Annotated in this window: 25 protein-coding genes; 24 read left to right on the top strand and 1 reads right to left on the bottom strand. The window is 36.2% G+C overall.

All coding sequences use genetic code 11. The annotated features are described in order from the left end of the window. The first annotated feature begins 11 nt into the window (after positions 1–11). The 10 genes from MKY04_RS12390 to MKY04_RS12345 all read left to right on the top strand — a co-directional run bounded on the left by MKY04_RS12390 (position 12) and on the right by MKY04_RS12345 (position 7,722). Complete coding sequence (locus MKY04_RS12390; protein WP_346234467.1) at positions 12–923, top strand: stage III sporulation protein AE; 912 nt, start codon at positions 12–14, stop codon at positions 921–923. Next, entirely contained in the window at positions 920–1,057 is a 138-nt protein-coding gene (locus tag MKY04_RS12385) for a hypothetical protein (protein WP_346234466.1), read from the top strand. Before MKY04_RS12390 ends, MKY04_RS12385 begins: the two co-directional genes overlap by 4 nt. Positions 1,058–1,296: 239 nt before the next feature. Next, positions 1,297–1,701, top strand: coding sequence for a hypothetical protein (locus MKY04_RS12380; protein WP_346234465.1), 405 nt, complete (start codon positions 1,297–1,299; stop codon positions 1,699–1,701). Then, on the top strand, positions 1,698–2,237 hold the full coding sequence (locus MKY04_RS12375) for a SpoIIIAH-like family protein (RefSeq protein WP_346234464.1): 540 nt from the start codon (positions 1,698–1,700) through the stop codon (positions 2,235–2,237). The genes MKY04_RS12380 and MKY04_RS12375 overlap by 4 nt, the downstream gene beginning before the upstream one ends. Before the next feature lie 188 nt (positions 2,238–2,425). Then, positions 2,426–2,935, top strand: a complete 510-nt coding sequence (gene accB, locus MKY04_RS12370; RefSeq protein ID WP_346234463.1) for an acetyl-CoA carboxylase biotin carboxyl carrier protein — start codon at positions 2,426–2,428, stop codon at positions 2,933–2,935. A gap of 14 nt (positions 2,936–2,949) precedes the next feature. Continuing rightward, on the top strand, positions 2,950–4,323 hold the full coding sequence (accC, locus tag MKY04_RS12365) for an acetyl-CoA carboxylase biotin carboxylase subunit (protein WP_346234462.1): 1,374 nt from the start codon (positions 2,950–2,952) through the stop codon (positions 4,321–4,323). Between the two features lie 162 nt (positions 4,324–4,485). Continuing rightward, on the top strand, positions 4,486–5,463 hold the full coding sequence (locus tag MKY04_RS12360; protein ID WP_346234461.1) for an LLM class flavin-dependent oxidoreductase: 978 nt from the start codon (positions 4,486–4,488) through the stop codon (positions 5,461–5,463). Between the two features lie 151 nt (positions 5,464–5,614). Further along, a complete protein-coding gene (locus MKY04_RS12355; protein ID WP_346234460.1) occupies positions 5,615–6,019 on the top strand; it encodes an Asp23/Gls24 family envelope stress response protein in 405 nt (134 codons plus the stop codon). Between the two features lie 207 nt (positions 6,020–6,226). Then, positions 6,227–6,457 (top strand): small acid-soluble spore protein Tlp, encoded by a 231-nt coding sequence (gene tlp / locus MKY04_RS12350; RefSeq protein WP_346234459.1) that lies wholly within the window; start codon positions 6,227–6,229, stop codon positions 6,455–6,457. A gap of 332 nt (positions 6,458–6,789) precedes the next feature. Further along, complete coding sequence (locus MKY04_RS12345) at positions 6,790–7,722, top strand: protein kinase family protein (protein WP_346234458.1); 933 nt, start codon at positions 6,790–6,792, stop codon at positions 7,720–7,722. Positions 7,723–7,753: 31 nt separating this feature from the next. Here the strand turns inward: MKY04_RS12345 and MKY04_RS12340 are convergent, their stop codons facing one another. Next, positions 7,754–9,769 carry a VWA domain-containing protein gene (locus MKY04_RS12340; protein ID WP_346234457.1) on the bottom strand — a complete coding sequence of 672 codons (2,016 nt, stop codon included), beginning with the start codon at positions 9,767–9,769 and terminating at the stop codon, positions 7,754–7,756. 379 nt (positions 9,770–10,148) lie between these two features. On the opposite strand from MKY04_RS12340, the gene MKY04_RS12335 reads away from it, so the two are divergent. The 14 genes from MKY04_RS12335 (at position 10,149) to MKY04_RS12270 (ending at position 26,482) form a co-directional block, all read left to right on the top strand. Continuing rightward, positions 10,149–12,320, top strand: coding sequence for a transcriptional regulator (locus MKY04_RS12335; protein WP_126294461.1), 2,172 nt, complete (start codon positions 10,149–10,151; stop codon positions 12,318–12,320). A 142-nt stretch (positions 12,321–12,462) separates the two neighbouring features. Beyond that, positions 12,463–12,888 carry a membrane-associated protease 1 gene (locus tag MKY04_RS12330; protein WP_126294441.1) on the top strand — a complete coding sequence of 142 codons (426 nt, stop codon included), beginning with the start codon at positions 12,463–12,465 and terminating at the stop codon, positions 12,886–12,888. 86 nt (positions 12,889–12,974) lie between these two features. Next, on the top strand, positions 12,975–13,403 hold the full coding sequence (locus tag MKY04_RS12325; protein WP_126294440.1) for a J domain-containing protein: 429 nt from the start codon (positions 12,975–12,977) through the stop codon (positions 13,401–13,403). A gap of 15 nt (positions 13,404–13,418) precedes the next feature. Continuing rightward, the gene (locus MKY04_RS12320) at positions 13,419–13,982 is read left to right on the top strand and encodes an FHA domain-containing protein (RefSeq protein WP_185807719.1); all 564 of its coding nucleotides are present in this window, start codon (positions 13,419–13,421) and stop codon (positions 13,980–13,982) included. Between the two features lie 28 nt (positions 13,983–14,010). Beyond that, a complete protein-coding gene (locus MKY04_RS12315) occupies positions 14,011–14,550 on the top strand; it encodes an FHA domain-containing protein (RefSeq protein ID WP_126294439.1) in 540 nt (179 codons plus the stop codon). Positions 14,551–14,555: 5 nt separating this feature from the next. Beyond that, positions 14,556–15,395 carry a PP2C family protein-serine/threonine phosphatase gene (locus MKY04_RS12310; RefSeq protein ID WP_126294438.1) on the top strand — a complete coding sequence of 280 codons (840 nt, stop codon included), beginning with the start codon at positions 14,556–14,558 and terminating at the stop codon, positions 15,393–15,395. Positions 15,396–15,585: 190 nt separating this feature from the next. Beyond that, complete coding sequence (locus MKY04_RS12305) at positions 15,586–17,352, top strand: serine/threonine protein phosphatase (RefSeq protein ID WP_126294437.1); 1,767 nt, start codon at positions 15,586–15,588, stop codon at positions 17,350–17,352. A 17-nt stretch (positions 17,353–17,369) separates the two neighbouring features. Next, a complete protein-coding gene (locus MKY04_RS12300) occupies positions 17,370–18,653 on the top strand; it encodes a normocyte-binding protein (protein WP_126294436.1) in 1,284 nt (427 codons plus the stop codon). Then, positions 18,650–19,339, top strand: a complete 690-nt coding sequence (locus MKY04_RS12295) for an iron-dependent peroxidase (protein WP_126294435.1) — start codon at positions 18,650–18,652, stop codon at positions 19,337–19,339. The genes MKY04_RS12300 and MKY04_RS12295 overlap by 4 nt, the downstream gene beginning before the upstream one ends. A gap of 14 nt (positions 19,340–19,353) precedes the next feature. Next, on the top strand, positions 19,354–21,999 hold the full coding sequence (locus MKY04_RS12290; protein ID WP_126294434.1) for a molecular chaperone: 2,646 nt from the start codon (positions 19,354–19,356) through the stop codon (positions 21,997–21,999). Positions 22,000–22,019: 20 nt separating this feature from the next. After that, positions 22,020–22,796: a DNA and RNA helicase gene (locus MKY04_RS12285; RefSeq protein ID WP_126294433.1), complete on the top strand. Its 777-nt coding sequence runs from the start codon at positions 22,020–22,022 to the stop codon at positions 22,794–22,796. Between the two features lie 301 nt (positions 22,797–23,097). Then, positions 23,098–23,739, top strand: a complete 642-nt coding sequence (locus tag MKY04_RS12280; protein WP_126294432.1) for a hypothetical protein — start codon at positions 23,098–23,100, stop codon at positions 23,737–23,739. After that, on the top strand, positions 23,739–25,370 hold the full coding sequence (locus MKY04_RS12275) for a phage baseplate assembly protein V (protein ID WP_148103511.1): 1,632 nt from the start codon (positions 23,739–23,741) through the stop codon (positions 25,368–25,370). Before MKY04_RS12280 ends, MKY04_RS12275 begins: the two co-directional genes overlap by 1 nt. Positions 25,371–25,384: 14 nt before the next feature. Further along, positions 25,385–26,482, top strand: coding sequence for a pentapeptide repeat-containing protein (locus MKY04_RS12270; protein ID WP_126294430.1), 1,098 nt, complete (start codon positions 25,385–25,387; stop codon positions 26,480–26,482).

The following is a 26,482-nucleotide window of genomic DNA, read 5'->3' as shown; positions in this document are numbered from 1 at the left end:
GGGCTTTGACCATGGATAATCTACTAAATATTTTTTTGGATCCATTGAAAATAGCAGGGCAATCCATCATTTTAATTTTTACGTATACGGTAATTTTTTTAATTATTGAAGCATTTGTACCGCAATTTAAAAAATGGATTGATACTTTGTTTGTAGTTGTCCTCGTTTTAACACTTGGACAGACAGTGATGGAAGCATTTTCAACAATGGGTCAACTTGTAAATATTGCATCTGATTTCTTTTTAGCCGTTACGCCAATTTTAACGTCAATTTTAGTTGTTTTAAATTCTGTGTTTTCATTTATAGCTTGGAGTCCGATTATTCTCTTCATTTTTGAGATGCTCATGCTACTGTGCAAAAAAATCTTAATTCCAGCAGTAACTGTTGCGCTTATTCTTGATTTTTGTACAAGGTTTATTCAGGATATCTCTTTTTCTAAAGCATCTGATTTAATTCGTGGAACAGTAATGACATTAATTACTGCTTCACTACTGGCAATGGTAACTGTACTTTCTTTTACTGGTGTTGCATTTTTTACAATTGACCAAGCTATTGCGAGTCCTGTAAAGAAAGTAATCGAACAAACGATACCGATTGTTGGATCGCTTATTGTTGAAGGTTTTTCTATCTTTCATAAATACCAATCAACAGCTACAACGATTGCGGGATTTAGTGCAATGACAGCATTTTGGATTGCTGCATTTTATCCAGCAGGAAAATTACTCATTCATGCATTAACATTTAAATTTTTAGCAGCAGTTGTTGAACCATTTACAGGTGGCACTGTAAGTAGTTTGCTAGATGACGTTGGAAAATCTTTGCTATTACTATGTGCTGTTGCGATTTTGTTGGGAATAGCCTTTGTGTTCATATGGTTAATCTTAATGGTCATTATGCAACTAGGGGTGGGGAAAAGTTTTTGATAAAGTTAATCGCTATTATTTTAATAGGAAAATGTTTACTACTTCTAGCAGATGAAAAGGACGTTCTAGTTTATGTAAAACTAGCAACCTTACTTATTTTTTTAACAACAATGTTAGATTTTCTTAAACTCTAAAGCATAGACTTGGGACTAGCTTCATACAATGTGGTGATACGTTAAACTTTGTTCAGTAAAGACTGCTGCATCAAGAACCATGCGAAATTGGATTGAATTACTGTACAAAAAAACTGAACAAAGTTAAAGAGATGTCACAGATTTTGTAAAGGTAGTTAATTGTAACAAGGACGATTCAAAATCTGGACCCAAACACGCCAAGGCGTATTTGAAAGAAAGGGGGCGCAAAAGAACGTGAGGTGGAAAAGAAATGGACAAAACAAAAACTAATATTCATTCCGATTGCAATTTTAGCGTTCATTGCGTACATTTCTGTAACGTTTAATGATCCAAAAGATGAGCAATACGATACGACTTCTGAAGAAGGTAGACTTGAACGAGCCCTTAGTGAAATTAAAGGAGTTGGACAAGTAAAGGTCTATTTCCATTATGAAACATCTTCCTCAACGGGCTCAAACAAAGATAGTTTACTATTTAGCTCGAGTGACATTAAACCAGCCGTATCAGGATTGCTTGTCGTATCGGAAGGGGCGTCTGACCCAGCAATTCAAAAGAAACTGTTAGAAACAATTAGTCGAGTAATGCAAATGCCTACTCACAGAATTATGATTGTACCGATGGAGAGTAAAGGAGATGAACAATGAAAGTAAAAAGAAGAACAGTATGGCTATTAACGCTACTAAGTTTAGCGGCCGTAATTTCAGTTTACTATGTATTTGAACCAGATCGTAATGTGGATTTGGCAACAATTTTTACAGATGACACATTACAGGAGACAACATTGACAGGTGTAGATGACGAAGAAATAACAGCAACAACATCAGAAAGTTATTTATTTGATGAAATGAGAATGGAAATTAGCAACGAAAGAAGCCAGTTAAGAGATCAATTAACTCAAAAAATTGCATCAGATCAATATACTGCAGAAGAAAAAAATGAAGCGTTCAATCAAATGAATGCATTAATTGAGCAAGAATCCTCTGAAGCAATGCTTGAAATGTTAATCGAATCGCTTGGTTATTCAGATGCGCTAGTTCGAGTGAACGATGACAAAGCTCAAGTTACTGTATTATCAGATGAAATTTCAAAACAACAAGCAAACGAAATTATTTATGTTGTAAGATCCGAGTTGGAAGAAATTAGTGATGTAACAGTAAATGTTCAATCAAATTACTATTAAAATGTTATATTAGAATAATAAAATGATGTAATAAATAAGGTGCAGAAATTACGCAGTGCGTTCGTTTTTCACAACGAAAGCACTGTTTTTTATGATACTTGAATAAAATTTAAAATTATGTGTTTCAAAATGTGCGAAAAAAATATAAAATGGTAATTGTAGTTAATAAAACATGAGGGGTGTCAATAGTGTTTAAAGTACAAGAATTAAGAGAAATTATTAAATTAGTTGATAACTCATCTATCGATGAATTTGTCTATGAAAATGACGGAGCTAAAATTAAATTGAAAAAAAATAATGGAGTAATTACTGAAGTCGTTGCTCCGAAAAAAGAAGAAGCAGTTGCAGCTCCAGTTGTAGAACAATCTCCTGTACAGGAAACACAATCAGTACAAGTTCAAAAAGCTGCAGAACCTGTCGTTGAAGAAAAGGCTGCACCAGTTGTTGCAGATGCATCACTTCACAAAGTAACATCTCCAATGGTGGGTACTTTCTATCAAGCTCCATCTCCTGATGCAGCTCCATATGTAAAAGTTGGGGACAAAGTTGGAGAAGAAACGATTGTATGTATCGTTGAAGCAATGAAACTGTTCAATGAAATTGAAGCAGAGATTAAAGGTGAAATTGTTGAAGTACTAGTGAAAGACGGTCAATTAGTAGAATACGGTCAACCACTATTCTTAGTGAAACCTGAGTAAGGGGTGGTTCTAAAATGAAAAAAGTATTAATTGCTAACCGTGGGGAAATTGCGGTACGTATTATTCGTGCTTGTAAGGAACTCGGTATTGAAACTGTAGCTGTATTCTCTGAAGCTGACCGTGATGCGCTTCATGTCAAATTAGCAGATGAAGCCTACTGTATTGGACCAAAATTGTCAAAAGACTCATACTTAAGCTTTCCAGCAGTATTAAGTGTAGCTGAAAAAACTGGAGCAGATGGAATTCACCCAGGTTACGGATTTTTAGCTGAAAATGCTGATTTTGCTGAGGCTTGTGAAAATGCTGGCATTAAATTTATCGGTCCTTCATCAGATTCGATTAAAATAATGGGTATTAAAGACGTTGCACGTAGCACAATGGAAGAAGCTGGTGTTCCGCTTGTTCCTGGTACAGGCATCGTTCCAGATATTGAAACAGGGAAAAAATGGGCGAGTGAAATCGGTTACCCGGTTATCATCAAAGCTACTGCTGGAGGTGGTGGTAAAGGTATTCGTGTCGCTCGTACAGAAGAAGATCTTGTTAAAGGAATTGAAATTACACAAAAAGAGGCTGCTGCAGCATTCGGCAACCCAGGCGTATATTTAGAGAAATTCATTGAATATTTCCGCCACTGTGAAATTCAAGTATTGGCTGATTCATACGGCAATGTAGTTCATTTAGGTGAGCGTGATTGTACAGTTCAACGACGTATGCAAAAATTAGTTGAAGAAGCACCTTCACCTGCATTATCAAGTGAGCGACGTGCTGAAATGGGAGCTGCTGCGGTAAAAGCTGCTCAAGCTTGTAATTATGAAGGCGCAGGTACAATCGAATTTATTTATGATTACCAAGCTGATAAATTCTACTTCATGGAAATGAATACTCGTATTCAAGTAGAACATCCTGTTACTGAATTAATTACAGGTGTTGACTTAGTTCAACAACAACTAAAAATAGCGGCTGGTGAAAAGCTTCCATTTAAACAAGAAGATATTAAAATGAATGGTTGGGCTATTGAATGCCGCATTAATGCTGAAAACGCATATAAGAATTTCATGCCATCAGCTGGTACTGTAGAAACTTATGTAACACCTGGTGGAAACGGTGTGCGCATTGATTCAGCTGTTTATGCTGGCTATACAATTCCGCCGTATTACGACTCAATGGTAGCAAAACTAATAGTTCATGCAGATACACGTGAAGAAGCAATTGCTAGAATGAATCGCGCTTTAAGTGAATTTGAAGTAGCTGGACCTGGAATCCATACAACAATTCCATTCCACCAAGCTTTAATGAACAATGAAGTGTTCCAGTCAGGCAAATTTAACACAAAATTCTTGGAAGAAAACGATATTTTAAATACGAATAAAGAAAAAGTTGCAAAGTAACTTTTTAACTAATAATAGGGGCTGTTCAGAATATTAATTTCTGAGCAGTCCTTACTTTATTAGGTGATTAACAGAACGTATTTTTTTATTCCGAGCTAAATAAATGAATCCTTCTTCCAATAGTTCTATACTAAAACTATGGAATGAAAGGAGAGAAACAATTTGTTACCAAAGTTATCAGTACTGGATTTAGCACCTGTGTTAGAAGGTCAAACACCTGCCGAATCCTTTCAAAATAGTCGTGAATTAATTCAGCATGTAGAAAAAAACGGGTATTATCGGTATTGGGTTGCAGAACATCACAATATGCAAGGCATTGCTAGTTCAGCAACTCCAATTTTAATTTCATATTTATTAGGAGCGACAAATACGATTCGAGTGGGGGCAGGTGGCATTATGCTGCCAAACCACTCACCATTAATTGTTGCAGAGCAATTTGGAACATTAGAATCAATGTATCCAGGTCGGGTAGATTTAGGATTAGGAAGAGCACCTGGATCAGATATGTTAACAGCCCGAGCATTAAGACGCGATGATCGAGGAGCCTATGAATTTGACCGATTAGTTGATGAATTAATGGGGTACTTTGAAGATGTTGAGCGCCCTGTAATTGCAGTTCCGGGAAAAGGCATGAATATACCAATTTGGCTATTAGGTTCAAGTCTTTATAGTGCTCAATTAGCTGGTAGATTAGGATTGCCTTATTCATTTGCAAGTCACTTTGCACCTGATTTATTGGATGATGCATTAAATACTTACAGACGAAATTTCAAACCTTCAGATGTACTTGAAAAACCTTATGCCATGATCGCGGTTAATGCGATGGTCGGTGAAACGGATGAAGAGGGAGAATTTTTAGCAAGTACAATTTTCCAACAGTTTTTAGGAATGATTCAAGGTAAGAGGGGAAAAACACAACCGCCAAGAGATATGTCCACTTTATGGTCGGAACAAGAAAAGCAGGTTGTGCTGCAACAATTAAAATATACATTTTACGGTTCACCTCAGACTGTTTATAACAAGCTGACTGAATTAATCAGCACTCGAGAAGTAGATGAAATTATGATTAATAGTGCGATTTTTGACCAAGAAAAACGAAAGAAATCATACGAGCTTCTTGCACAAATATGGAAAGATTAATCCAACACTCTTACAGACTAAATAAATATTGTTTAGAACCCTGTTTTATGTAAAAAATGGTGTATAATAAAATCAAATATTAAATATAGTTTTCTTTGTGAAATCTGTAATTTTTGTCAACAGCTTCACAAAGTAAGAGAGGATGAAGAAGATGGCTGAGAAAGTAACAAAAGCTTTCATACAACCAACTCCTTCTGGCAAAGAAGAACTTGGTCAAATAGAAGTGGCTTCTGAAGTAATTGAAGTAATTGCTGGAATTGCGACGACTGAAGTTGAAGGAGTTGCTGCAACACGCGGTAATTTCGCATCTGGTGTAGCAGAACGATTTGGGAAGAAAGTACACTCTAAAGGTGTAAAAGCAACAATAGATGACGAAGGACAAATTGCTATTGACGTATACTGTTCAGTGAAATATGGGTATTCAATACCTAAAGTAGCAAAGGAAATTCAAAACGTCATTCGTCAAGCCATTTTTAATATGACTTCAATAGATACGAATGAAGTGAACGTCCATATTACAGCAATTCAATTCGACAATTTAAAAGATGATGAGTAATTACAATTAAAAAAATCTGTTTAGGGACTGTCCAGAAAGTGAAGATTTCTGGATAGTCCCTTTACTGCTTATATCCTCCCTTTTTAAAGAGATTTGCTGCTTTCAGACGATACCTTTAATAAAACTGTAAATGAAAATATGTATAAACATAGTAAATAGAACCAAACTAAAGCCGTAATGTCAAAAATATTATAGGAGGAAAATAAAATGAATCGTCAAAAACCAAATCCAGATGATCGCTCAGATAACGTAGAAAAGTTACAAAGTATGGTACAAAACACAATCGAAAATATTGAAGCTGCTGAGGAAACAATGGCTTTTTCAAGTCCTGAGGAAAAAGCAAAAATTCAGGCGAAAAATGAGAAACGCAAACATGCAATTGAAGGTTTTAGAGAAGAGATTAAGGATGAGGCATCTGCTAGAGAAAGAGAACAATAATAATTATAAGAAATGGACTCGTAAAGAAGTCCATTTTTTATTTCTAATAGAAAAAGAGGGAAACTTCGTTAAAGTCTTTAAATTTACTAATAAAAATATTGGAACAAAGATTTCTTCTTGGAAGATGCACATTTTGTTGTGTCCTTTAAATCCAGTTGGAGCTGTAGAGCAACCTTCTGCTATGTTGCTTTCTAATAGTAAAAACCTTATACATAAACAATTTTTATAAAATATATACTTATTAAAAATAAGCGCAGCATATTTTTTTATTTCCATTTAATTAATTCACTTGATAAGATATAATTATTAATTCTGAAAATGAGGGGTATGTTTTGGAAGAGATAATTTATGACACTAGTCTTAATGAGAATGTACAACTAAATCAAACATATAAAATTCTATCGACGATATCTTCTAGTGATTTATCAATTGTCTATTTAGCACAAACAATAGAAAGTGGAGAACGTGTGGTCATTAAAGAGTTTTATCCAAAAGCACTTGTCATTCGAGATTTAGACGGAAAAACTCTTGTTTGTGGGTATTCAACAAATAAAAAAAAGCTCAATACATTAAAGCAATCCTTCTTGGAAGAGGTTCATTTTTTAAAAATCCTTACACATCCAAACATTATAAAATACATTGACCATTTTGAAGAAAATGAAACGATCTATCTAGTGATGGAGTACTGCGAAGGTTATACTTTAGAGAATTATAGACAGCAAGATTCATTCCAAATATCGGCGTTTTTAAAAGAAGTATATTTGCCCTTAATAAATACACTTGATTATGTACATAATCAGGGAATTATTCATCGTGATTTAAAGCCAAAAAACATAATAATTGATAAAAACGGCACTCTGAAAATGATCGACTTTGGTTCAGCTGCATATATTGAAACAAATTCTGATCGTAAAATATTCACAACAAAAGGTTATTCCCCTATAGAGTTTTATTCGAATCAATCAAAGCAGGGTACTTATTCAGATATATATAGTATGGCTGCAATTTTTTATTATATTTTAAAGGGCAAACCACCAGCAGATGCCCCTTCAAGAGTAATAGAAGATAGCCTAGAACCGCTAAGCAGTAAAGATTACTCCATCTCTCCTTGGTTATTGAAGAAAATAATGAAGAGTTTGTCATTACAAGCTGCTGAAAGACCGAATTCCATCGCTTCATTTACTCCGTTAATTAAGCTGGAATATATTCTAATAAAGTTAAAAAATAAAATTCAAAAAGTAGAAAAAAAGCCCGATTACCAGTAGTACACTGAATCGGGCTTTTTTCCTTAATTTATCAGCTTGAGTAAGAATATTGTTTGAGTATTTCGTGTTTTTCCGCTGCTTTATATAACAATTCGACTTCCATTTTTCCATCTTCAAATGTGATAAAGAGTTTTTCATTGTTTCTTAAACTTATTTTTTGATTTCTAGGTACTATAGTTCCACCTTTAAGGATGATACATTTGGAGTCATGTTTAATCGTTAGAACCCCGTTACTACCTGCTTGCAAAATAATTCTTTCTGCTCCTGGTATTAATGTTTCCTCGATATCTAAGCGGGAAAATAACTCTAACAACGTCAATTGTTTTTTAGAGTTAAAGGAAGCGAGGGACCAGTATTTTTTTGAAAGGAAAGTTTTCCCTTCTGTATGATAAAAGACTCCCTCAATTCGTCCAACAAATGAGTAATTTTTACGAACCAACCATAAAGTAATTAGTCCAATACATATAAAACCAGCGGCGACTCCTGCCATGATGTAGGTTGGATTCCATCCGCTTTCAATCGAAATATGCAATGTGGAGAGTATACTTTTGCCAGACTGATCCACCGCACGAATATCAATGGATGTTTTACCTTTTTCAATAGGTGTTATAGTTAAAAGATTTTCCTTTATTGTTGCAGTTATCTTTTTGTCATCACCTATCGCTTTAATTTCATAAGTGAGCTTGTCCTGGTTAGGACCGGAGAAATACCCACTTAAGTTAATGGATGTATCTTCCTTCCATTTATTAATTGTGATAGGTTCGGATTTCACTATCAATGGCTGTGAATCAATTAATTCAAAAGATTTAGGTTGTGTTTCGATTTGGAAGTTTTCCCCTTTTATTAATGCTTTTGCCTCATAGATCCCTGGCAATGAGAAAGATTGTTCAAGTTCAAAAGAGGTTCCTGTATTTTTCATAGGAAGCCGTAATTCTGTCCCTGTTTTTAAATGCTTTACAATCAATTCACCACTAAGATCAGCTGCAAGTTTAGAAGGAGCGCTATTGCCATTTTTTATAAGCGTTGTGCGAATTAATAGCGGCTCATCCTTCACTAATTCTCCTTCAGGTAATTCAAGGGATGGCAAAAAATCATAATTGCCAAGAAAGCTCACCTGCACCATGTCCCCTATGACGCCTTTAAAGTTCAATGATAAAGATTTTCCAGTAATTTGTTTCATCTTTAGTATTGTGTAATGGTTTGATCGATGCTGTTCACTTAGAGTAGCTTGTCCATATAAAATCGTTTCATCAATTGGGTATTGTGAAAGTAGGGTGATGGTTCCTTCAGACATTCCGTATGGGATATCAATATTCACTACTTGGACCTTTCCATTCGTAGTTACCGTTGCGATTGGAAAGTGAGTCGTCGATGGACTTAGTTTGACAAAAATGCTTTGAAATATTTCTGGAAGTTCCACTGCATTTTTTGCTTCAAAATGAGATCCTCCAGTCTCTACAGCTATTTGCTCTAGCTCCTTTTTACCTATATTTCCTGCACCAGCTAAACTTACAGAATAGATAGGATACTTATCTTGTTTAGCCTTTTTTATTACTTTAGTAATATCATTTTGTGATTCTTCCTTTGTTCGTTTCGAACCTTGTGGTAAATCAATTTCACCATCAGTTAAGAAAATCATTGCTTTTTTAGTTTGTTCATCATTATTTTCAAATAACTCCTGTCCTTTTTTTAGTCCAAGTCCAGGGTCTGTATAACCTGTTCGAGAAATTGAATTGAATAGATCCTTCAGAATAGATTTGGCGTTTCCTTCTTCTAGAGATGTTAGCGGCTGTGAAGCTACAATCTTATCATTATAGAAGACAAACCCTACTTTTGTTTTTGTGTTTTCATTTAAATCCATAAACATATTCAATACTTCTGTCGAAATTCTCTCTTTATCGGTAGTCCGCATTGAGTAACTAGTATCAATAACGAATACAACCTCAACCTCACTTGGCTCACTTGCATAAATAGTTGCATCACTATTAGGACTGATAAAGAAACTCAGTATAAAAAACAACAATACAATCCACTGTACTTTTCTCACTTTTCCACACCCTTTTATTTTATTGAGATAACAATAAATACATAGCTTGATTCATTCGGCTCCTTTTTTTGTAAGTAACATTTTGTGAAGCAATAGAATACATCTTTAGAAATAGGAAAAATTAGTAAATTAGTATCAAAATTTGAAAAAAATGGTTCTTATTATTCAATTTTTACCAATTTATAGTTTCGATTGGAAAAATTATGTATAATTCAATTGCGATATTTTACTGAACTTACAATTTATAACTTTAATGGCAAATAATTATATGTCAATACTCAAACTTTTTAAAGGTTATTAATAGAGAGGAGGAGCCATTTTAAATTTGCAAAAAACTTCATAGAATGACTAGAATGCAAATTATGTGGCGAGTAAAATTATGGAAATTATTTATCAAACAAACAGAACCATGCTTTTTGAGGAAATAAATCCAGAAAAGTTAGATTTACTTACACTTGTAGGAGATGTAAAAGGAATTGATAGTTTAAGTGATGACAAGGTAAAGGAAATTAATGAAAGTTTACTTGTTAAGAGCTTTGATGACTTTTTAATTAAATTTTCACCTACTGTTTATTCCTTCTACAACGCAGCTAACCAAAAGGTTGTTTATACATTAAGAAAACCAGAAGGGATATCTGAGGAATTAATATCAGAAATAAAAATCGATCAAAATAATGATTTTCTAAAAATGTTATTTACACTGATTGATACGAAACGAAGTCAAGGAATCGCAAACGTAGATTTTAAATTTGAAAACTTACTTGATATGATTTCGCCAAAAAAGGTAATGGAGGATATTCGCCAAGTTCGAAAAGAGATTCACTATTTGCATGATGAGTATGAAAAACTAGACGAAGGCGATCCGAAACGACTTGATATTGGTGATAAATTGAATATGAAATTTGAAGAGGCAAGTCAAAATTACAATAATGTGATGGCAATGCTGCCTCTTGCAATCGAAGACATAAAAACGAGACTGTTGCTTGGTGCTTCTCAAAATAATGATGAATCAGAGGCTTTACAGATTGGAGTTTTATCCATCGGTGATGATGGTGAGCTAAAAATCATTGAAGCTCCAAAGGAAGAAAGTAAAGAATTACTTGTGTTGGATGAAAATAGCCAAATGAGATTAGAAGCAGTATTTGAAGAAGACTATGAGGCAATTACAGAGACACCTTCTGCATATGTAAAGGATTTAGTTGTACGAACATTTTCTCCGCTTCCAGCTGTAAGAAATGAAGTTGATGTTGAGTTAGAAGTACAAAATTACAATACGTATTTGGAATTTTATAAGAATGCGAAAGATGATTTTGTAAAAACCGTGAAGCCTCTTGTGGAGAAAATTCTTGGGGTAAAGCTTTTCTTCGATCAGTACGAAACGAAAAATCGAGGGATGCAGCCTAGCTTATTAGTATTAAATACTCGATTAGACATGTTAATTAAAAATAGCAATAGACTAGAGGCGTATTTAAATACTGTCAATACAAAGAACGACTTTACAGACACAGTTTGGTTCGGCATTGTTCCAATGATCGAATGGGAGACGAATGGCAAGGCGCCGATTAGAAGACTTCGTTTCCAAGGGAATGAAGCAGCCGTTAAAAAAGATAGCAATCGGATGGAGTCTTTATCGACACTGCTTGAGATTGCGAAAAATTATCGAGTACAGCTGTTCTTTAGCTTTGAATCTGGAGAGGAAACAACATTTAACAGTGTTGCAACGACAGGCATCGATCGATTTATTGAAAAATGTGCTGTCCTTCAGAGAAAGGAATATAGTGAATTTGCCATTCCTTGTTTACCGAATTTTACAATTATTCCGAAAGATAAGTCTGGAGTTATTATTGATAGTCGAATGCAGCAAACGGAAAATGGTGTTCAACTATCAAAGGATAAAGAAGATATCCTAAAATTGTGGATTGAAGGTGTATATGTGGAAGCTGCTTACATTGCGGCGGGTATTGTTGCAGCTTATCAATGTCCTCAGTATCTGAAGGACAAGTTCCGCAATGTAACAAGGGAATATCCAGGTGTACGTTTTGACATAGAAGCAGAAGATCATAATTTACACGCAACAACAACAATGGCTAAGGAAATTTCTGGATTTACGAACTCTATAAAGGATGCAATTAACCAAAAAAGCTTTGGCTTTATTTTCTCGTCAGATAATGCACAAGTGGATAAAAAAGATGTTACGAGAATTACAGTTTATAAGGCTAGAAGTTTAGCTGCATCCATTGATGACGGGGTTGGCTTTGATTCGATTTATAAGACACTAGTGAGTACATATATCGAACGTGTCCTTAGATTCCAAACAAGCGATTTCAAATATGATAATATCGTGAAATTCTTTAGCAATAACCCAAGCAGTCAAAAGAGCAAATGGCTAAAATCCAAAGAATATGTTAACTCCATTCTTCAAGACGGAGATGACATAAGCTATACAATTGATGAACGCAATAATCTATGTCAAATCGATATTGCCTTCAATGGAAATGTGAAAAACCTTGAAGTTACTATTACAAAAGCGACATCTGCGGTCAAGTCGTAGATTACTAGAGTCAGATGACAGAGCAATAAAACATTATTTACAGATGTTAAAAGGCGTGGTTACTAAACCAGTCCTTTCAACATAAATATCACAAGCAAAATAAGCTTGTAAAAAGATTAATATCACTAAGGAGGAACTTTGTATGGGATTTAGATTAAGAGTAGAAGGAGCAGGAGAAACAATTGAGCTAGGCATTCGCAATATTGAGGAGGCAGTGTTTGGCACTGATACTCCAGATGATACGAATGCACGTTCAACAGATGTTGGTGCAACGCTAAAAATTAAAGGAAAAATCCTTACTGCAACAACAGAAGACGGAGCTGACGACACAATTAAACTAGCAGAATGGTCTACAGTTCCAGCAGAGAAACTTGAGGCTTATCGTGAAGTTACTCTAGAAGTAGAAGCAGCAGGACAAACTGTACGTAAAATCACTTTACCACACGCATTTGTTGTAGATTATCGTGAGATTTTTGGAGATTCCCAAGGTATTGGGCGCTTTGAGTTATTAATTAAACAGAAAAAAGACAAAACAGACGAAGTGGCAATCGACGGAAACTTCCAATAATAGCTTGAAGAATGACAATAAGAGGCGTATAGCCTCTTATTGTTCCATAAAAGTGGTTTGACTAAAAACTATAAGGATTTGAACTAATGAACAATTATTATGATCGACTAGGTATTAGACATAATGCAACAAGGGATGAAGTAAAAAATGCCTACAGAAGGCTAGCCAAAAAATACCATCCTGATGTCAATCATGGAAATCCAGATGCAGCTGAACGTTTTAAAGAGATAAAAGAAGCCTATGAAACATTGTATTCACCCGAGCTAAGGGAAAAATACGATGCAAAACTTGGAGTAAAAAACAGCAACGAACAGAGGGAAAGTGGTCAGTCAACAAAAGTGCATGGTGAAACTTATCACCAAGGATTTGACCCATCTGCAGTACATCAAACCTTTGAACAGTTTTTTGGTTTTAACCCAAAAACGAAACAACCAACTCGAAATAAAAATGAGCAACAAAAGAAAAATCCATTGGATACATCGGATATTTTTAACCAGTATTTTGGCAGAAGATAAATGGAGGGTTGAGTAATGAATTTAGATGGTTCTTCCCATGAAAAAAAGAATAAACCTGGGGTAGTCATTGTTATTGATTGCCTCATCATAATGACAATCATCTTTGCTCTTATTTATACATATATCATAAATTCTCAATTGCCATTTAAAATTCTTGTTTCCATTTTGCTAGTCATCTCACTTGCTTGGTTAATCATGAAGAATACCAAGAAAAGTCCAAATGATGAGTTCAATGACACAAAGATCAATAAGCTCGTGTTGTTAGATTATGACGGCGAAAGTTTAAAGGAATGGTATATCCAAGGTATTCCATCGATGTTAATTGGGAAAAGTTCCCCTGGCCACGAGGTAGATATTGACTTGTCAGATGTCGAGTATGCCTCACTGATAAGTAAAGAACATGCGGTCTTAAACTACTCATCAGGAAGCTGGTTTATCGAAGATTTAGAGTCTGAGAATGGGGTTGGTATAAAAAGGCTTAATGAAAGTACACCACAGAAAATACAGAGTGATAAGCCAAGTGAAGTTCATTTTGGTGACATGATCTACCTAGCAAATACACGAATTTTAGTGAAATGAATGATACTTCGGAAAAGGGTGATAAAAGATGAGTTTAACACGTTGTAAAAATGGTCATATGTTTAGTTCTAGAAGACATGGAAGTTTGTGTCCTTACTGCAATGTAGCAGTTGAAACAAATTTGAATCCAAGTAAAGTTGCAGCAATGAATTCAAGTGCAAGTGAAGATGAAAAAACTATGCCTTATTTGGGTGAAACAGAGGGTGTTGAGCCAGTAACTGGATGGTTAGTTTGTATTGAAGGCCCACCACTCGGCCAAGATTTTAAAATTTATGCGGAGAAGAACTTCATTGGCCGTTCTGATGAAATGCATATTCGGATTTTAGGTGATAATACCATTTCTAGACGCAATCATGCTGTGATTGTATATGATCCGAAACAGCGAAATTTTTACCTTTTACCTGGTGATGCATCAGGACTTGCCTATCACAATAATCAGGCCGTCTATTCTCCAGTAGAACTTCAAGGCTATGATGTGATTCAGCTTGGGCGCAGCAAGTTTATTTTCTTGCCCCTTTGCGGTGTACATTTTGAATGGGAACATCACCATCAGCACCAGGAGGCTTAAGACAAATGTTTGCTGAACAAACTTTCACTCCGTATATCGTATTACTAAGTCTAATTTGTATTATTTTTGTATTATTTTACGTCAGACGACTAGTTCTAAAGCCAGATTTACAGGAAGAACTATTAATTGGCAATGGTCAAACAATCGGAAAAAGAGAAGAGCAAGATGATTATTTTTCAACTGTTATCTCAGAAGGGCATACACTGGCCGTTGTAGCGGATGGAATTAGTGGATTAGCAAATGGAAGAATGGCTAGCACACTGGCTGTAACAACCTTTGTGAGGGAATTCATGAAACTGGAGCGTTATATAAAGCTTCAGGACTTTTTTTCTCGGGCAGCAAAACAAAGTAATGAAGCAATACTAAAAAATCTTAGTGGGGCAAGCGGTGGAACAACATTAGCCTGTGCCATTATTTCATATAATCAGTTGCATTGGGGAGCGGTTGGCGACAGTATCATTGCTTTATACCGAAATGGACATTTAGTCAATGTCAATGAGAAGCATACATTAAGTTCGCTATTAGAAGAACAATACTTAGCAGGGCAAATTACGAAACAACAAGCAATGGAAAACCCAATGCGTAAAAGACTCATCAACTATTTAGGGTTCGAGGGATTCAAAAGCATGGAAATTGGAGAACCCATTTCTTTGAAGAAAGGCGATAAAATCATTCTTTGCACTGACGGTGTTTATAACAGTTTAACAGAACTTGAGCTGTGCGAAATCCTTGAAAAACCATTGTCGCCAAATGATGCAGCAGAAGAAATTATTAATAGAATTGATGCTAAAAGGCTTAAGCATCAGGATAATGCAACAATCATTATTTTGGAAAAGTTATGGTAAGCCCTGCTGTGTATTAACTTCATTCAGTTGGAGTTTAATCTCCTCCCACTGAATGAAGTTAATGCCTCCGGCGGACGCCACAGATTTTTAAATGTAATTTATCGAGCATGCTCGATAAAATCTGGGCACAATTACGCCAAGGCACATTTGATAAACAGGGAGTCTGGAACGAAAGGAGCTGGAGGTAACATTGAGAAAGGAAAACAGCAAGTTTGAAACAGCGTTCCTGTCCGAAGCAGGGAGTTCCATTCAGAATAAGGATTATTTTGCCTTTGTTGAGCTTGATGACTTTGCCTGCTGGGTGATGGCAGATGGACTTGATACAGATCAAGAAATTGAAAGCGCAGAGCTTGTCGTGAAAAGCATTATTGGTCAATTTCTTGAAAAGCCAACGATGTCGAGACGTAAACTTAAAAATTATATGCGGAAAGCACATAAACAACTTCAAATCGAAAGTAAACGTTTCCGACTAAAAGCTAGTGTCACTGTTGTTGTTTCAAATTACTCAAAAATAGTTTGGGCAGTTGCAGGTCATACCCGTTTATATGTTTACCGTAATGACGTTCTTCATTTAAGAAGTGATGATTTAAGTCTTGCACAAACATTTGCCAATGAAGAGAAAATTTCTTTGGATCGTATCGACACGCATGACGAAAGATACAATTTGCTTACCTATATGGGGATGCCGAACAAATTCAACCCTTTTGTATCAAAGAAAATGCGGTTAAATGATGGGGACATCCTTTTATTATGTACCGCAGGACTTTGGGAAAATGTCGAAAGTACTGAAATGTTGGATGCAGTAACTGAGGAAAAAGATGGGCAAAAGCTTGTTGATACACTTGAGGAGATTGTCCTAAGCAAGCAAAAACAAAGGATCCCAAACTACACAGCTGCTGCCATTATGGTCAATAAAGTATTTCAGGAGGACCCAAAGAAACGGACAAAGATTTTCAAAAGGATTGCGCTTGCCCTTATTCCAATCCTTTTATTGGGAGGAATCGGGACATTTTTTATCGTGAAAGATATAAAGCAAAAAGCTGAATGGGCTGCTGATATGGTCGAATATAGCAACAATGGTGATACATATGTAGAAGATGGAGACTATGCAGCTGCATCGAAGGAATATAGCGAAGCAAAAAATGCAGCGAAAAGGATAAAAGACATTGTACATCGCGAATTATATGCGAAAAAACAGCGCATCACCCACTTAATTGCACAAGGGGATACGATGCTCGGTGAGGGCGATTATGTAAAGGCAATCGAATTTTATGAAAAAGCAAAAAAGGAATCGAAGGCTTTAGAGCAATTTAGCAAGGAAGATTTGGATAAAAAAATCGAACAGGCTTCCGCTGTGCAGGGGGTACTCGATGCGATGAAAGATGCAGAGCTAAAGCTTGCAGCAAAGGATTATGTTGCAGCACTTGCTATTTTTGAAGAAGCAAAGAAAGAGGCAATTGAAGTGTCCTATACGAGTGGTCAGGAACTCATTCAAGAGAAAATGACAGAAGCTGAAACAAAAATAGCAGAAATAGAACGTGAACTAAGAATTCTTGATGCCGAAAAGCTTGAAAAAAGCGGAGATCAAAATGAGAAAATGAATAATCTTGCAGAAGCAATGACTGATTTCGCAGGTGCGCAGGAAATTTATCAGGAAATCGATATGCTAGAAAAAGTGTTAGCGATGGAACGTAAAATAACAAAAATTCAGGAATTAATGCAATCAGAATTGTCAGAGCAGCAGCAAGAAACGAAGGTATCAGATGCAGATCGCCTAGAGCAAAAAGGGGATAAATTTTTAGCCTCTCAAAATTATGGGCAGGCAATCGCTTCATTTTCTATGGCACAACAGCTTTACCAAGATGCCAACCAAATTGATAAGGCGATGGCTGTTAGTGAAAAGAAGGCTTTAGCTGAACAGGAGCAGACTCTTCAACAAGCTAGCAAGGAAGGTTAAGGAAAGGGGGCTTTGAAATGTCATTAAAGGATATTGTACAAGATCGACTAAATCGTATGGAAGACTTAGAACAGAGAAGAGAATTAAAGAATATTGTGTCAGGATTGTTTACGAATCTCGCTAACTATCAAGAAGAAATGAAAGTGAAATTAGAAGAGCGAATATTCAGTGAAATTGATACTTCTGAAGAAATGTTAAATATTTATGTAACAATTTGTCCTCGGGAAGATATTGATCCGATTCATGATTATCTTTTTCCAATGGTTGAAGAGGATTTAGTTGCACCGGTCTTTGACACAAAAAGTGCCATTACGGCATTGAGTGGAAAACGGGACGTGTTTTTATATACTCTTTTCCTTGCCTGTGATTTTCCTATGCTTCAGAAGTTGATTTCAAGAAAGCCCTCATTCCACGGGAAAATGATGACAAATAAAGGTGTATATAACATTGAGGTTGAACTGCAACAAAATCGTAAATATGTTGATGAAATCGAAAAATTATATGTTTCTTTTATAAAAAATGATCTTTCCTGGAGAACAGTTCATCATCCATATGCCAATAAGTTTTTTGACGTTTATTTGACAAGTATCGATGGAGAACTACAAGAGGATGAAGTTGTCCTAGAGATTTCAGCTCATTTTCAAGAATGGGAGCCATATAAGCGAACAAATGTTATACCAATTTGGAATATTCAGCGTTTGGACGTTCCAACTACTGGGTTTCCATATCCTGCACTCGACCGAATCAATTATGAGCATACTTTATCACTTCATAAATACGGGATAGAAAACGGCTTCTTAATTGATGGTACTGAAACAAACATAATGTATACGAAACGGCTGCAAGATTCTTTAGTAGTTGTCTCTCCGGAAGAGGAATCAAAAAAGTGGAAAGTACTTAAAATTGCCCAACCAAAAGAAACAAGTGAGGGGAACTATCCTTATAAGCTTGTTTCAAACAAGAGGAAGGAAACTTTTATTAACCGTTACGCAAGTCTACAGTCACGTACCATTAGAACAAAAGGTGAACTGTTCAGATTGGTCGATTCTTTCGAGGCAGCAACACGGATTGAACTAGTTGATATGAAAATTTTGGATAGAGGGGAAAAGGAATCTTTTACATATGATATGAATCCCTTTGTGATTGAAAACATTCGAGTCAATCAGCATAAAAAAGTGCTCCAGATGGCATTTAAAACGGACGAAGAGGGCGATTATCTTATTTATGATTTGATTAGTTTCCTTGTTTCAGAGGTTCAAAGAGTTTTCCCGGAGTATCGTTGTGAGGGTGTCTTCATATGAATTACATTTGGGATCTAGTCATTAGGGCAGAGAATGCTGGATTTAAAAAGAAAGACCTCCGCTTCTCGCCCGCTGCAGTCTATTCACCATATATGGAACTTAGCTATGAAGATTTAAATACAAAATTAATTGAATTACACATAGAAATCAATCCATATTATCGTTTTCATTCCATATTCCATGGATTACTGGATATTAATGCTAGTGGGTACGAGGAGCTTAAAAGAACACTATTTGATATAGTCAGTCATTTGCTTGCAGAAATTGATGTGATGCAAGGGATGAATAAAAGAGAATTCTATATCCACTTTTTAATAAAAGATATTGAATCAGGAGCTTATGGAGAAGAAGTAAAGAAGAGCTTTATTTATTTCCAGAGGCCTGAGAAAGAGATCATTGCGATTAATATTCTTCGTCTTCATGAAACAGGCGAGACAGTTTATTTATTAAAAGATACGATCAATAAAATCTTCCCGAAATCAACTGTATATGCCAATTGCACTAAAAAAGATGAATTGCTTATTTATATTGGTCAAAAAGAAACAGAAGAGGCATGGGCAAAAATTAATTTAATTCTGGATTTGTTTTTACCGGTGTTTTTTCATATCGAAATTTATTGGCAATATCATTTTGGAATCATTGATGTTGAGGAAACGATGCGAATAGATCGAATTGCGCTTTATTAGGGGAGGATTTAAAGATGGGTAGCTATTCATACAAACTGTATCAGGGAGCAGAAAAAAGAACAAGTAATCTAACGTATACACGTGAAGAACTAGAGGAAATGACGACCTTTCATCTTCGGAATATTTGTCATAAAGAAAAACTTGTCGTTGGGATGATCTACAACTTAGATCGTAATGCATTAATCGAGACGATTTTGAAATATTTAGGGGCGAAGGATAATCTCCTAATTAAAGACTTTAAAGAAGACGGCTTTCAAAACCTTGAACAGGCGTTAAAAAATTATTTGCGAACTCCAATGTCAGATAATCCGAACATTCAAGTACCTGCCAAGCTAATTTTATATAAGGGATTAAAAGTGGATAGAAGAGATCAATATTGTGTTGAGGCAGGCAGTGGAATTGGCGAGTCAAATGTATTAATCATCAACGAAAAAATGGAGTTATGTGGGATATTAAATCTTCTAAAAGATGGGGAGAAGCCAGGACGCTTTGTACTTGTGACTTCTGGGCAATTAGAAATGAAAGAAACAAATAATCACCAGTATCGTTTGCTTTTCTTTCGGAAAGAGGATTCCGATTACTTATACAAAGCCTATTATCAAGAACGTGTATTGCCGCCTACAAATCTACGGTATTATCAAATTCCTGTCGAAGAACTCGAAATTCGCCAGCTAGAGCCGACAAAAGCTGTTCTTGCGATTGACTTTGGCACTTCAAATACGACAGCAGGTGCATACATTGATGATGATTATGTAAACGCTCCAAGTGAACATGATCTCATAATGGGAAGAATACGACTAAATGCAATTAATTACATTTCCTTCCCACAAACAACTGAGAAAGAAACCGAATGGATTGAGTTATTGCCAACAGTAATTGCAGTGACGAATTGCGAGGACCCCAACAATATTCAATATAGTTATGGGTTTGAGGCATTAAAAGCAATGAAGAAAAATGGCTTCAGTAGTCATGCAACCGTATTCCATGGAATAAAGCGTTGGGTAAATGATTACATGAGGGAAGAAGAAATTATGGACAGCCAAGGCAATACAGCAAAGGTAACCCGTAAGGAACTACTTCGCTGCTATCTGAAGTACATTATTGAAACGGCCGAACATCAACTAAAATGCCGCTTTAGTCATTTGCATATATCAAGCCCAGTAAAACTGAAATCACAATTTCTAGATATGTTTCAACAATTATTGCCTGAGTATACGATTGAAACTGACCATGCTTTAGATGAAGGAATGGCTGTTCTCTACAATACGATTGCCAATCAAATAGAGAAGAATCAATTTTTAGATAACGAGGAATATCACGCCCTCGTAATAGATTGTGGTGGCGGAACAACAGATTTATCCTCATGCAGATTCCAAATTCGTGACAATCGCATTTCATATAAACTTGATATTCAAACAACATATGAGAACGGAGAAACGAATTTTGGGGGCAATAATATTACCTACCGTATTTTTCAATATTTAAAAATTACTTTTGCCCATTATTACACTGCAAACCGAAATGTATTGGACATCGATCAATTAATAGAAATTCCAGGTGCAGATATATTCCGACATGTGGATGAATTCGGTGTAAGTTCAGTATACGAAAAACTTGAGCAGCAGTATCAGCTAGTGGATGAAATTTTACCTACAAAATTTAAGCTTTATGAAAATCGAAGCCGTGAAGAATATCAGCGTGTTCGCCATAATTTTTATTTTTTATGGGAGCTGGCTGAGTCTATGAAGAAGGAATTCTTTAGAAAAACGGGCGTTGTTCGAAACCGCTTCTATTCGGAACAAGTCGATTCGCAGGAAAATGATCTGCGAGTGACTGCCGTTGATCGATGGTTCCTATCAATTTATGATAATGGTCAATTTAAAGATGTCTATGACTACCCAAATCTTGTCTTTAATATACAGGAAATGAATCACTTAATTAAAGCAGATATATATGAAATCGTCCGAATGTTCTTAGATGATTTCTTCCAAGAAGGCCGACTACAGCACTACTCCATCATTAAATTGACTGGACAATCATGCAGAATCGATGTATTTCGTGAAGCACTGAAAGAATTCGTTCCTGGGAAAATCATCGAGTTTCGACAAAAATCTGAGGAGCCAGGACAGGTTCCAGAATTGAAATTAGCCTGCCTTCGTGGTGCAATTCGGTATATTAGCGATCGCAAATTAGGAAAAATTGAAGCAAATATTACAAACGAAGCTCCTATCACTCCTTATTCGGTCTATGCTTATACTCATACACAAATAGAAAAGGTATTAATCAGCTCACTAAAACGAATGAACCTTGTGAGAGGGTCAATATCAAGACCGATGACTGTGAAAGAAGTGGAGTTTTTCCTTCGCGGCAATGAAGGGGATATCAGACGGAAATTTATTTACTGGAATGATACGAAAAGCTATACACATGTTCTTTATGAAGAAATCGAAAAAATTTACGGCGAAAAAGTCCCTCAGGAAGAAACAGACACGATTGGAAACGGCGAGGTAAAGTTCTTTGTCTTTGCAGATGAAAATAATTGGGGCTTCCATGTCCTCCCTATCGCTAGGAAAGACGAACAGCTCTATTGGGCAAAGAAACATTATTTTGCTTTTGAAAATGAATTATCTGAGCTTGATTTCTTTAATGGGATGAAGTAAGTGCAGGAAGGGGGAAAAGCGTGCCAATCAATTGTTATCCTACCTTTCAAAAAGGACGGATTTTGAAACTAGAAATGCTTGAAAACTTACGAGACTATCCACGACATATAATGGATATTTATGTCCAGGACTACTCCGATGGAATACTTACAGGAGCCAATGTCATTGTCAATGATGGAAGTCTTACAGTTACAAGGGGAATCGTCAAGTTACATGGTCATCTCTATTATATAGAGCAAGATTGTAATATTGCCTATGAAGAGTCAGGGAATGAAACGATTGTAAAATTACGCTGTTACCCTGAAAAACAGGAGCAGGATTTTCTGCGATTTGATACCGAACTGCTGTTGGATGACAACACAGAGATTCTACCAAATGAACTTGAGCTTGCCCGTTTTAAATTAAAAAAAGGTTCTCGCCTACGTTCGGACTATCAAAATTTTGAGGACTTTGCTACTGAATTTAATACCCTTAATGTGATTCATACTCATTATGCTGGCATCGGTCAAAGCACTATTCATCCATCGATTTTGCGCTACTTTGCAAAAGAAGTGCTAACAATCGGAAGTAAAGGGATGGAGGATACGATGTTTGCCATGCTTTGCTTAAATAATGCAACCGTTGAAAGAGAGCTTTTACTTCATTATATAGCAAATCGCTTTGAGATGGACTACAAGGACTACCCAAATTGGCAGCTCCACCGTTACTTAGTAAGTATTTTACAGGAGTTAATGGGGGGAAGCTCTACAAGATCCGATAGGCGTGGAATGGGAAGAAAAACAATTCTAGTTGATTGAGGGTCAATTCTACTAAAATGCACCTGCGACAAGATGGATGGCATGATGAACATTAATGGCCATCCCATCTTCTACTGTCACGTAACACCAGCATTAGATTTATACCTCTATCAAGATTTCACCTTATGAGAAGGCTCATTTACTGGTAAATTTCCCATGATAAAAAACAATTACAATTGCCAATTTGGAGGGATTGTGATGAGTGAGAGCTAACAAAGGTGTCTAGCTAGTAAGGAAGCAAATACTAGGTTTTGAGAAAACACGATTAATAGATATTAATCGGAACAAAGGAGTGTCAAAAATGGATTTTATGGATGAACAAGTTGCCGAGATGACGAAACATGCAAGGCAGAAGAAACGAATGGAGAACATCGAAAACCAATTGTTACATACTGACATTGTCAAAGCGATCAAAGATGGTCAGCTAACGATCGAGGATGAAACGATGGAGTTTGTAAAAATTGGTTTTTATGACGATCAAATCCTGATGTACATCCCCACAGCATTTGAAATGATGACACCTGAATTGATGGATATTAAATACCCATCAAGCCGTAGACCCGAGTATATCTATACAAGTGAAAGTACATCAATCAATGTCACGATGAAAATGATGGAACAAGAAATTAAACCGGAGGAATTAGAAGATTTCACTCACAACATGATGAATATGCTTCGGAAATTACAGCCAAACGCAGAAATGTTAGATATCGGCATGAAAGAAGTAAATGGCGTACAAATTGGCTATTTTGATTTCATCACGCCAGCACTAGATAGCAAGATTTATAACTTAATGTTTTTGTTTATGGTAGGCGAGAATGTAACGATGGGCTCGGTAAATTGTTTGAAAAAAGAGATGAATATTTGGAAGCCACTTGCTTACGGCATGATGGAATCTATCTCGATTGAAAACAAAATATTAGATGGAGAAGGTGTTGTCTGATGGACCGGATGGATACGAAAAAACTTGCTAATCATTCGTTGGATGGAAACAGTGCAAAAATAACTGCTGGGGCAAATCAGAAAGAATCAGTAGATAAGGTATACAAAACAAGCGAAAATGGCAATCAATCTGGGAAAGAAACAGCCTTAACTTATAAGGATATTATTGTGATGCCCTATAATATTCGCGTCCATCAAATTGAAATAACACAACAAATGAATGAGCATGCTACGTTGCATTTAACGGGTCTGATTCCAAGTGAACTCGAAGATAGTTATGTATATACAACAGATGTAGAAACAGCTATTGAAGTATTGCAAATTGTCGGTGATGGAAAAGCGGTTCCCATTTTTAATGGGCTGGCGTTAGATGTACAAGTGAAATCGATAATGAATAACTATTATTTAGAGGTAAAAGCAGTTTCCCATACGTATGTGTTAGATGTGAAAAAGAAGAACCAAACCTACCAAAATGCAAGTATGACCTACAATGAATTAATAGATGCATGTATTGCCGATCAAAAAGGTGCAGATTTCATAGATTGTGTAACCGAAGGGGCTAAACTTGGCAATTTTACGATGCAATATTTAGAGACAGATTGGGAGTTTCTTAAACGAATGGCATCGCGATTCAATACAGGATTAGTGCCAGAAACGGTTTATCCAGCACCGAAGTTTTATTTTGGTGTACCTTATCAAGCTGAGGGTGCAAAGGAAATCGATGCAATCAATTATCGAGTCAAAAAGTCAATCGGCAACTACCTTATCTCCAGTGAAAATTATCTTCAAGGGATTAGCGATAGTGACTACATGTACTATGAGGTTGAATCGACTCAACCATTCAAAATAGGCAATGAAGTGACTTTCCAATCAAGAAAACTGTATGTATATAAAATCTTCTCGACGATCAAAGACGGTTTATTCAAACATATTTATACGTTAACTCCTGAGAACGGCTTTAGTGTCCGCACTACCTATAATCAAGCGATTATTGGTGCTTCTATTCAAGGAAAAGTAATTGATATTTCAGGCGATAAAATTCGTATTCACGTCGATTTCGATGCGAATCAAGATAAAAATACTGCCTACTGGTTCCCGTATTCAACGATTTATGCTTCAGAGGACAATACAGGTTGGTATGTGATGCCAGAGTTATCTGATAATGTAAGAATCTACTTCCCAAGCAATCGTGAGGATGAAGGGATTGCGATTAGTTCAGTAGCTAAGGCGCCGCCACAATCTGGTGCGATGTTAGCAGAAAGCAATCAAGCAAGCCTTGGTGGCGGTGGCCAATCAAGTGCTGCACCAGCAATGGATAGTCGCCAAGACCCAGGGCGAATGGTTGATCCAGATGTCAAAACACTCCGAACAAAGCATGGAAAACAAATTCTACTTGCACCAGATCGGATTGTCATATCTGGTGGAGGATTAATGATAACACTTATGGATGACAATGGCATATCAATTATAAGTGATAAAAATATTAACTTAAAAGCAACAGAGAAGGTCGTCATTAATGCTAAACAAATTATGATTAATGCGAATGAGAAAATTGAGATGACTTGTAAAGAAAATTCCATCAAGATGGAAGACAAAATGGAGATTAAAGGAACAGAAGTACGAGCAAATTAGTGAGGGCATGAATCATGAAACGAGAAGAAGCGTTACAGCATTTTATGGATGAATGCGTGTCAGTTCATGTTGGCAAGGTGCTAGAGAAGGTAGATCAGCAGTTCCGCCAAGAGAAGAAAACGTTGCTGCAGCCAATCATTGATTCACTTGCACAGCTGTTTGCGAAAATTAAAGACCAGCAACAACAGGAAGTGTTAGCGCCAGTTGCCTTTATTCATCTATCCTGCCTGAGAACATCATTACTAGAAAACAAGTGTACTTATTTGTTAGAAGCATATGGCGAAACATGGTATTACGATTTGGTAGAATGCACGGCACAGTTTGAAGCGGAATGGCTTAGTGAGGCGATTATAGAGTTACAAAAAACGCTTGAAAACGAAAGAAAACCGTATCTTACCATCCAAACTGCTGACATTCGTTGCATCATTCAACAAACAGTGATCCTGTTTCATCAATATATTATTCAATTGGTACGCTATCTCTTTCGCTATAAAAAAGAATGCGTACCTGAAATGAATTTCAAACGAGCGGCGTGCTTGAGATTCCGTGTCGGTGAATATAAAGGGTTTAGTGAAGATGTTGCGATCTTTGACGAACGGGAACGGGTGGAAAAAAATCTTGTTTCATGGTTGGAGCAAAGGGAGCCTAATAAAGCATATACGTTTGAAAACTTCTCAAATCTACAATTACAGCATAAACATTTCAACCAACTGGACTTTTCCTATGCGAATTTTAACGGCAGTGACTTAGAAGGTGCTTTATTGAAACAAAGTGTTTGCGTTGGTACTAGTTTTGTAGATTGTCAGTTATCGAATGTTGACTTTTCTTATGCAGTCATTCAAGATGCTGATTTTCGAAATGCCAATTTAGTAGGCGCTAATTTTACTCACGCACAGGGGAAAACGATGAGGCTTTCGGGTGGTGAAGTTGCGTGCTACCTTGGTACTGATTTTCGAAATGCCAATTTGGAAAATGCTAGGTTTGAGTTTGCGCAGATTACAGGTGCCGATTTTACAGGCGCGAATTTAAAAGGGGCTACCTTCTTTAAACGAGATCAACATAAGGTTCAATTTAGCCCAGAACAAATAAAAGACATTCATTGGATTAGTTAA

This window comes from Lysinibacillus telephonicus (assembly GCF_039654155.1).
Taxonomy (GTDB): domain Bacteria; phylum Bacillota; class Bacilli; order Bacillales_A; family Planococcaceae; genus Ureibacillus; species Ureibacillus telephonicus.
This window is presented reverse-complemented; position numbering and strand designations above follow the sequence as displayed.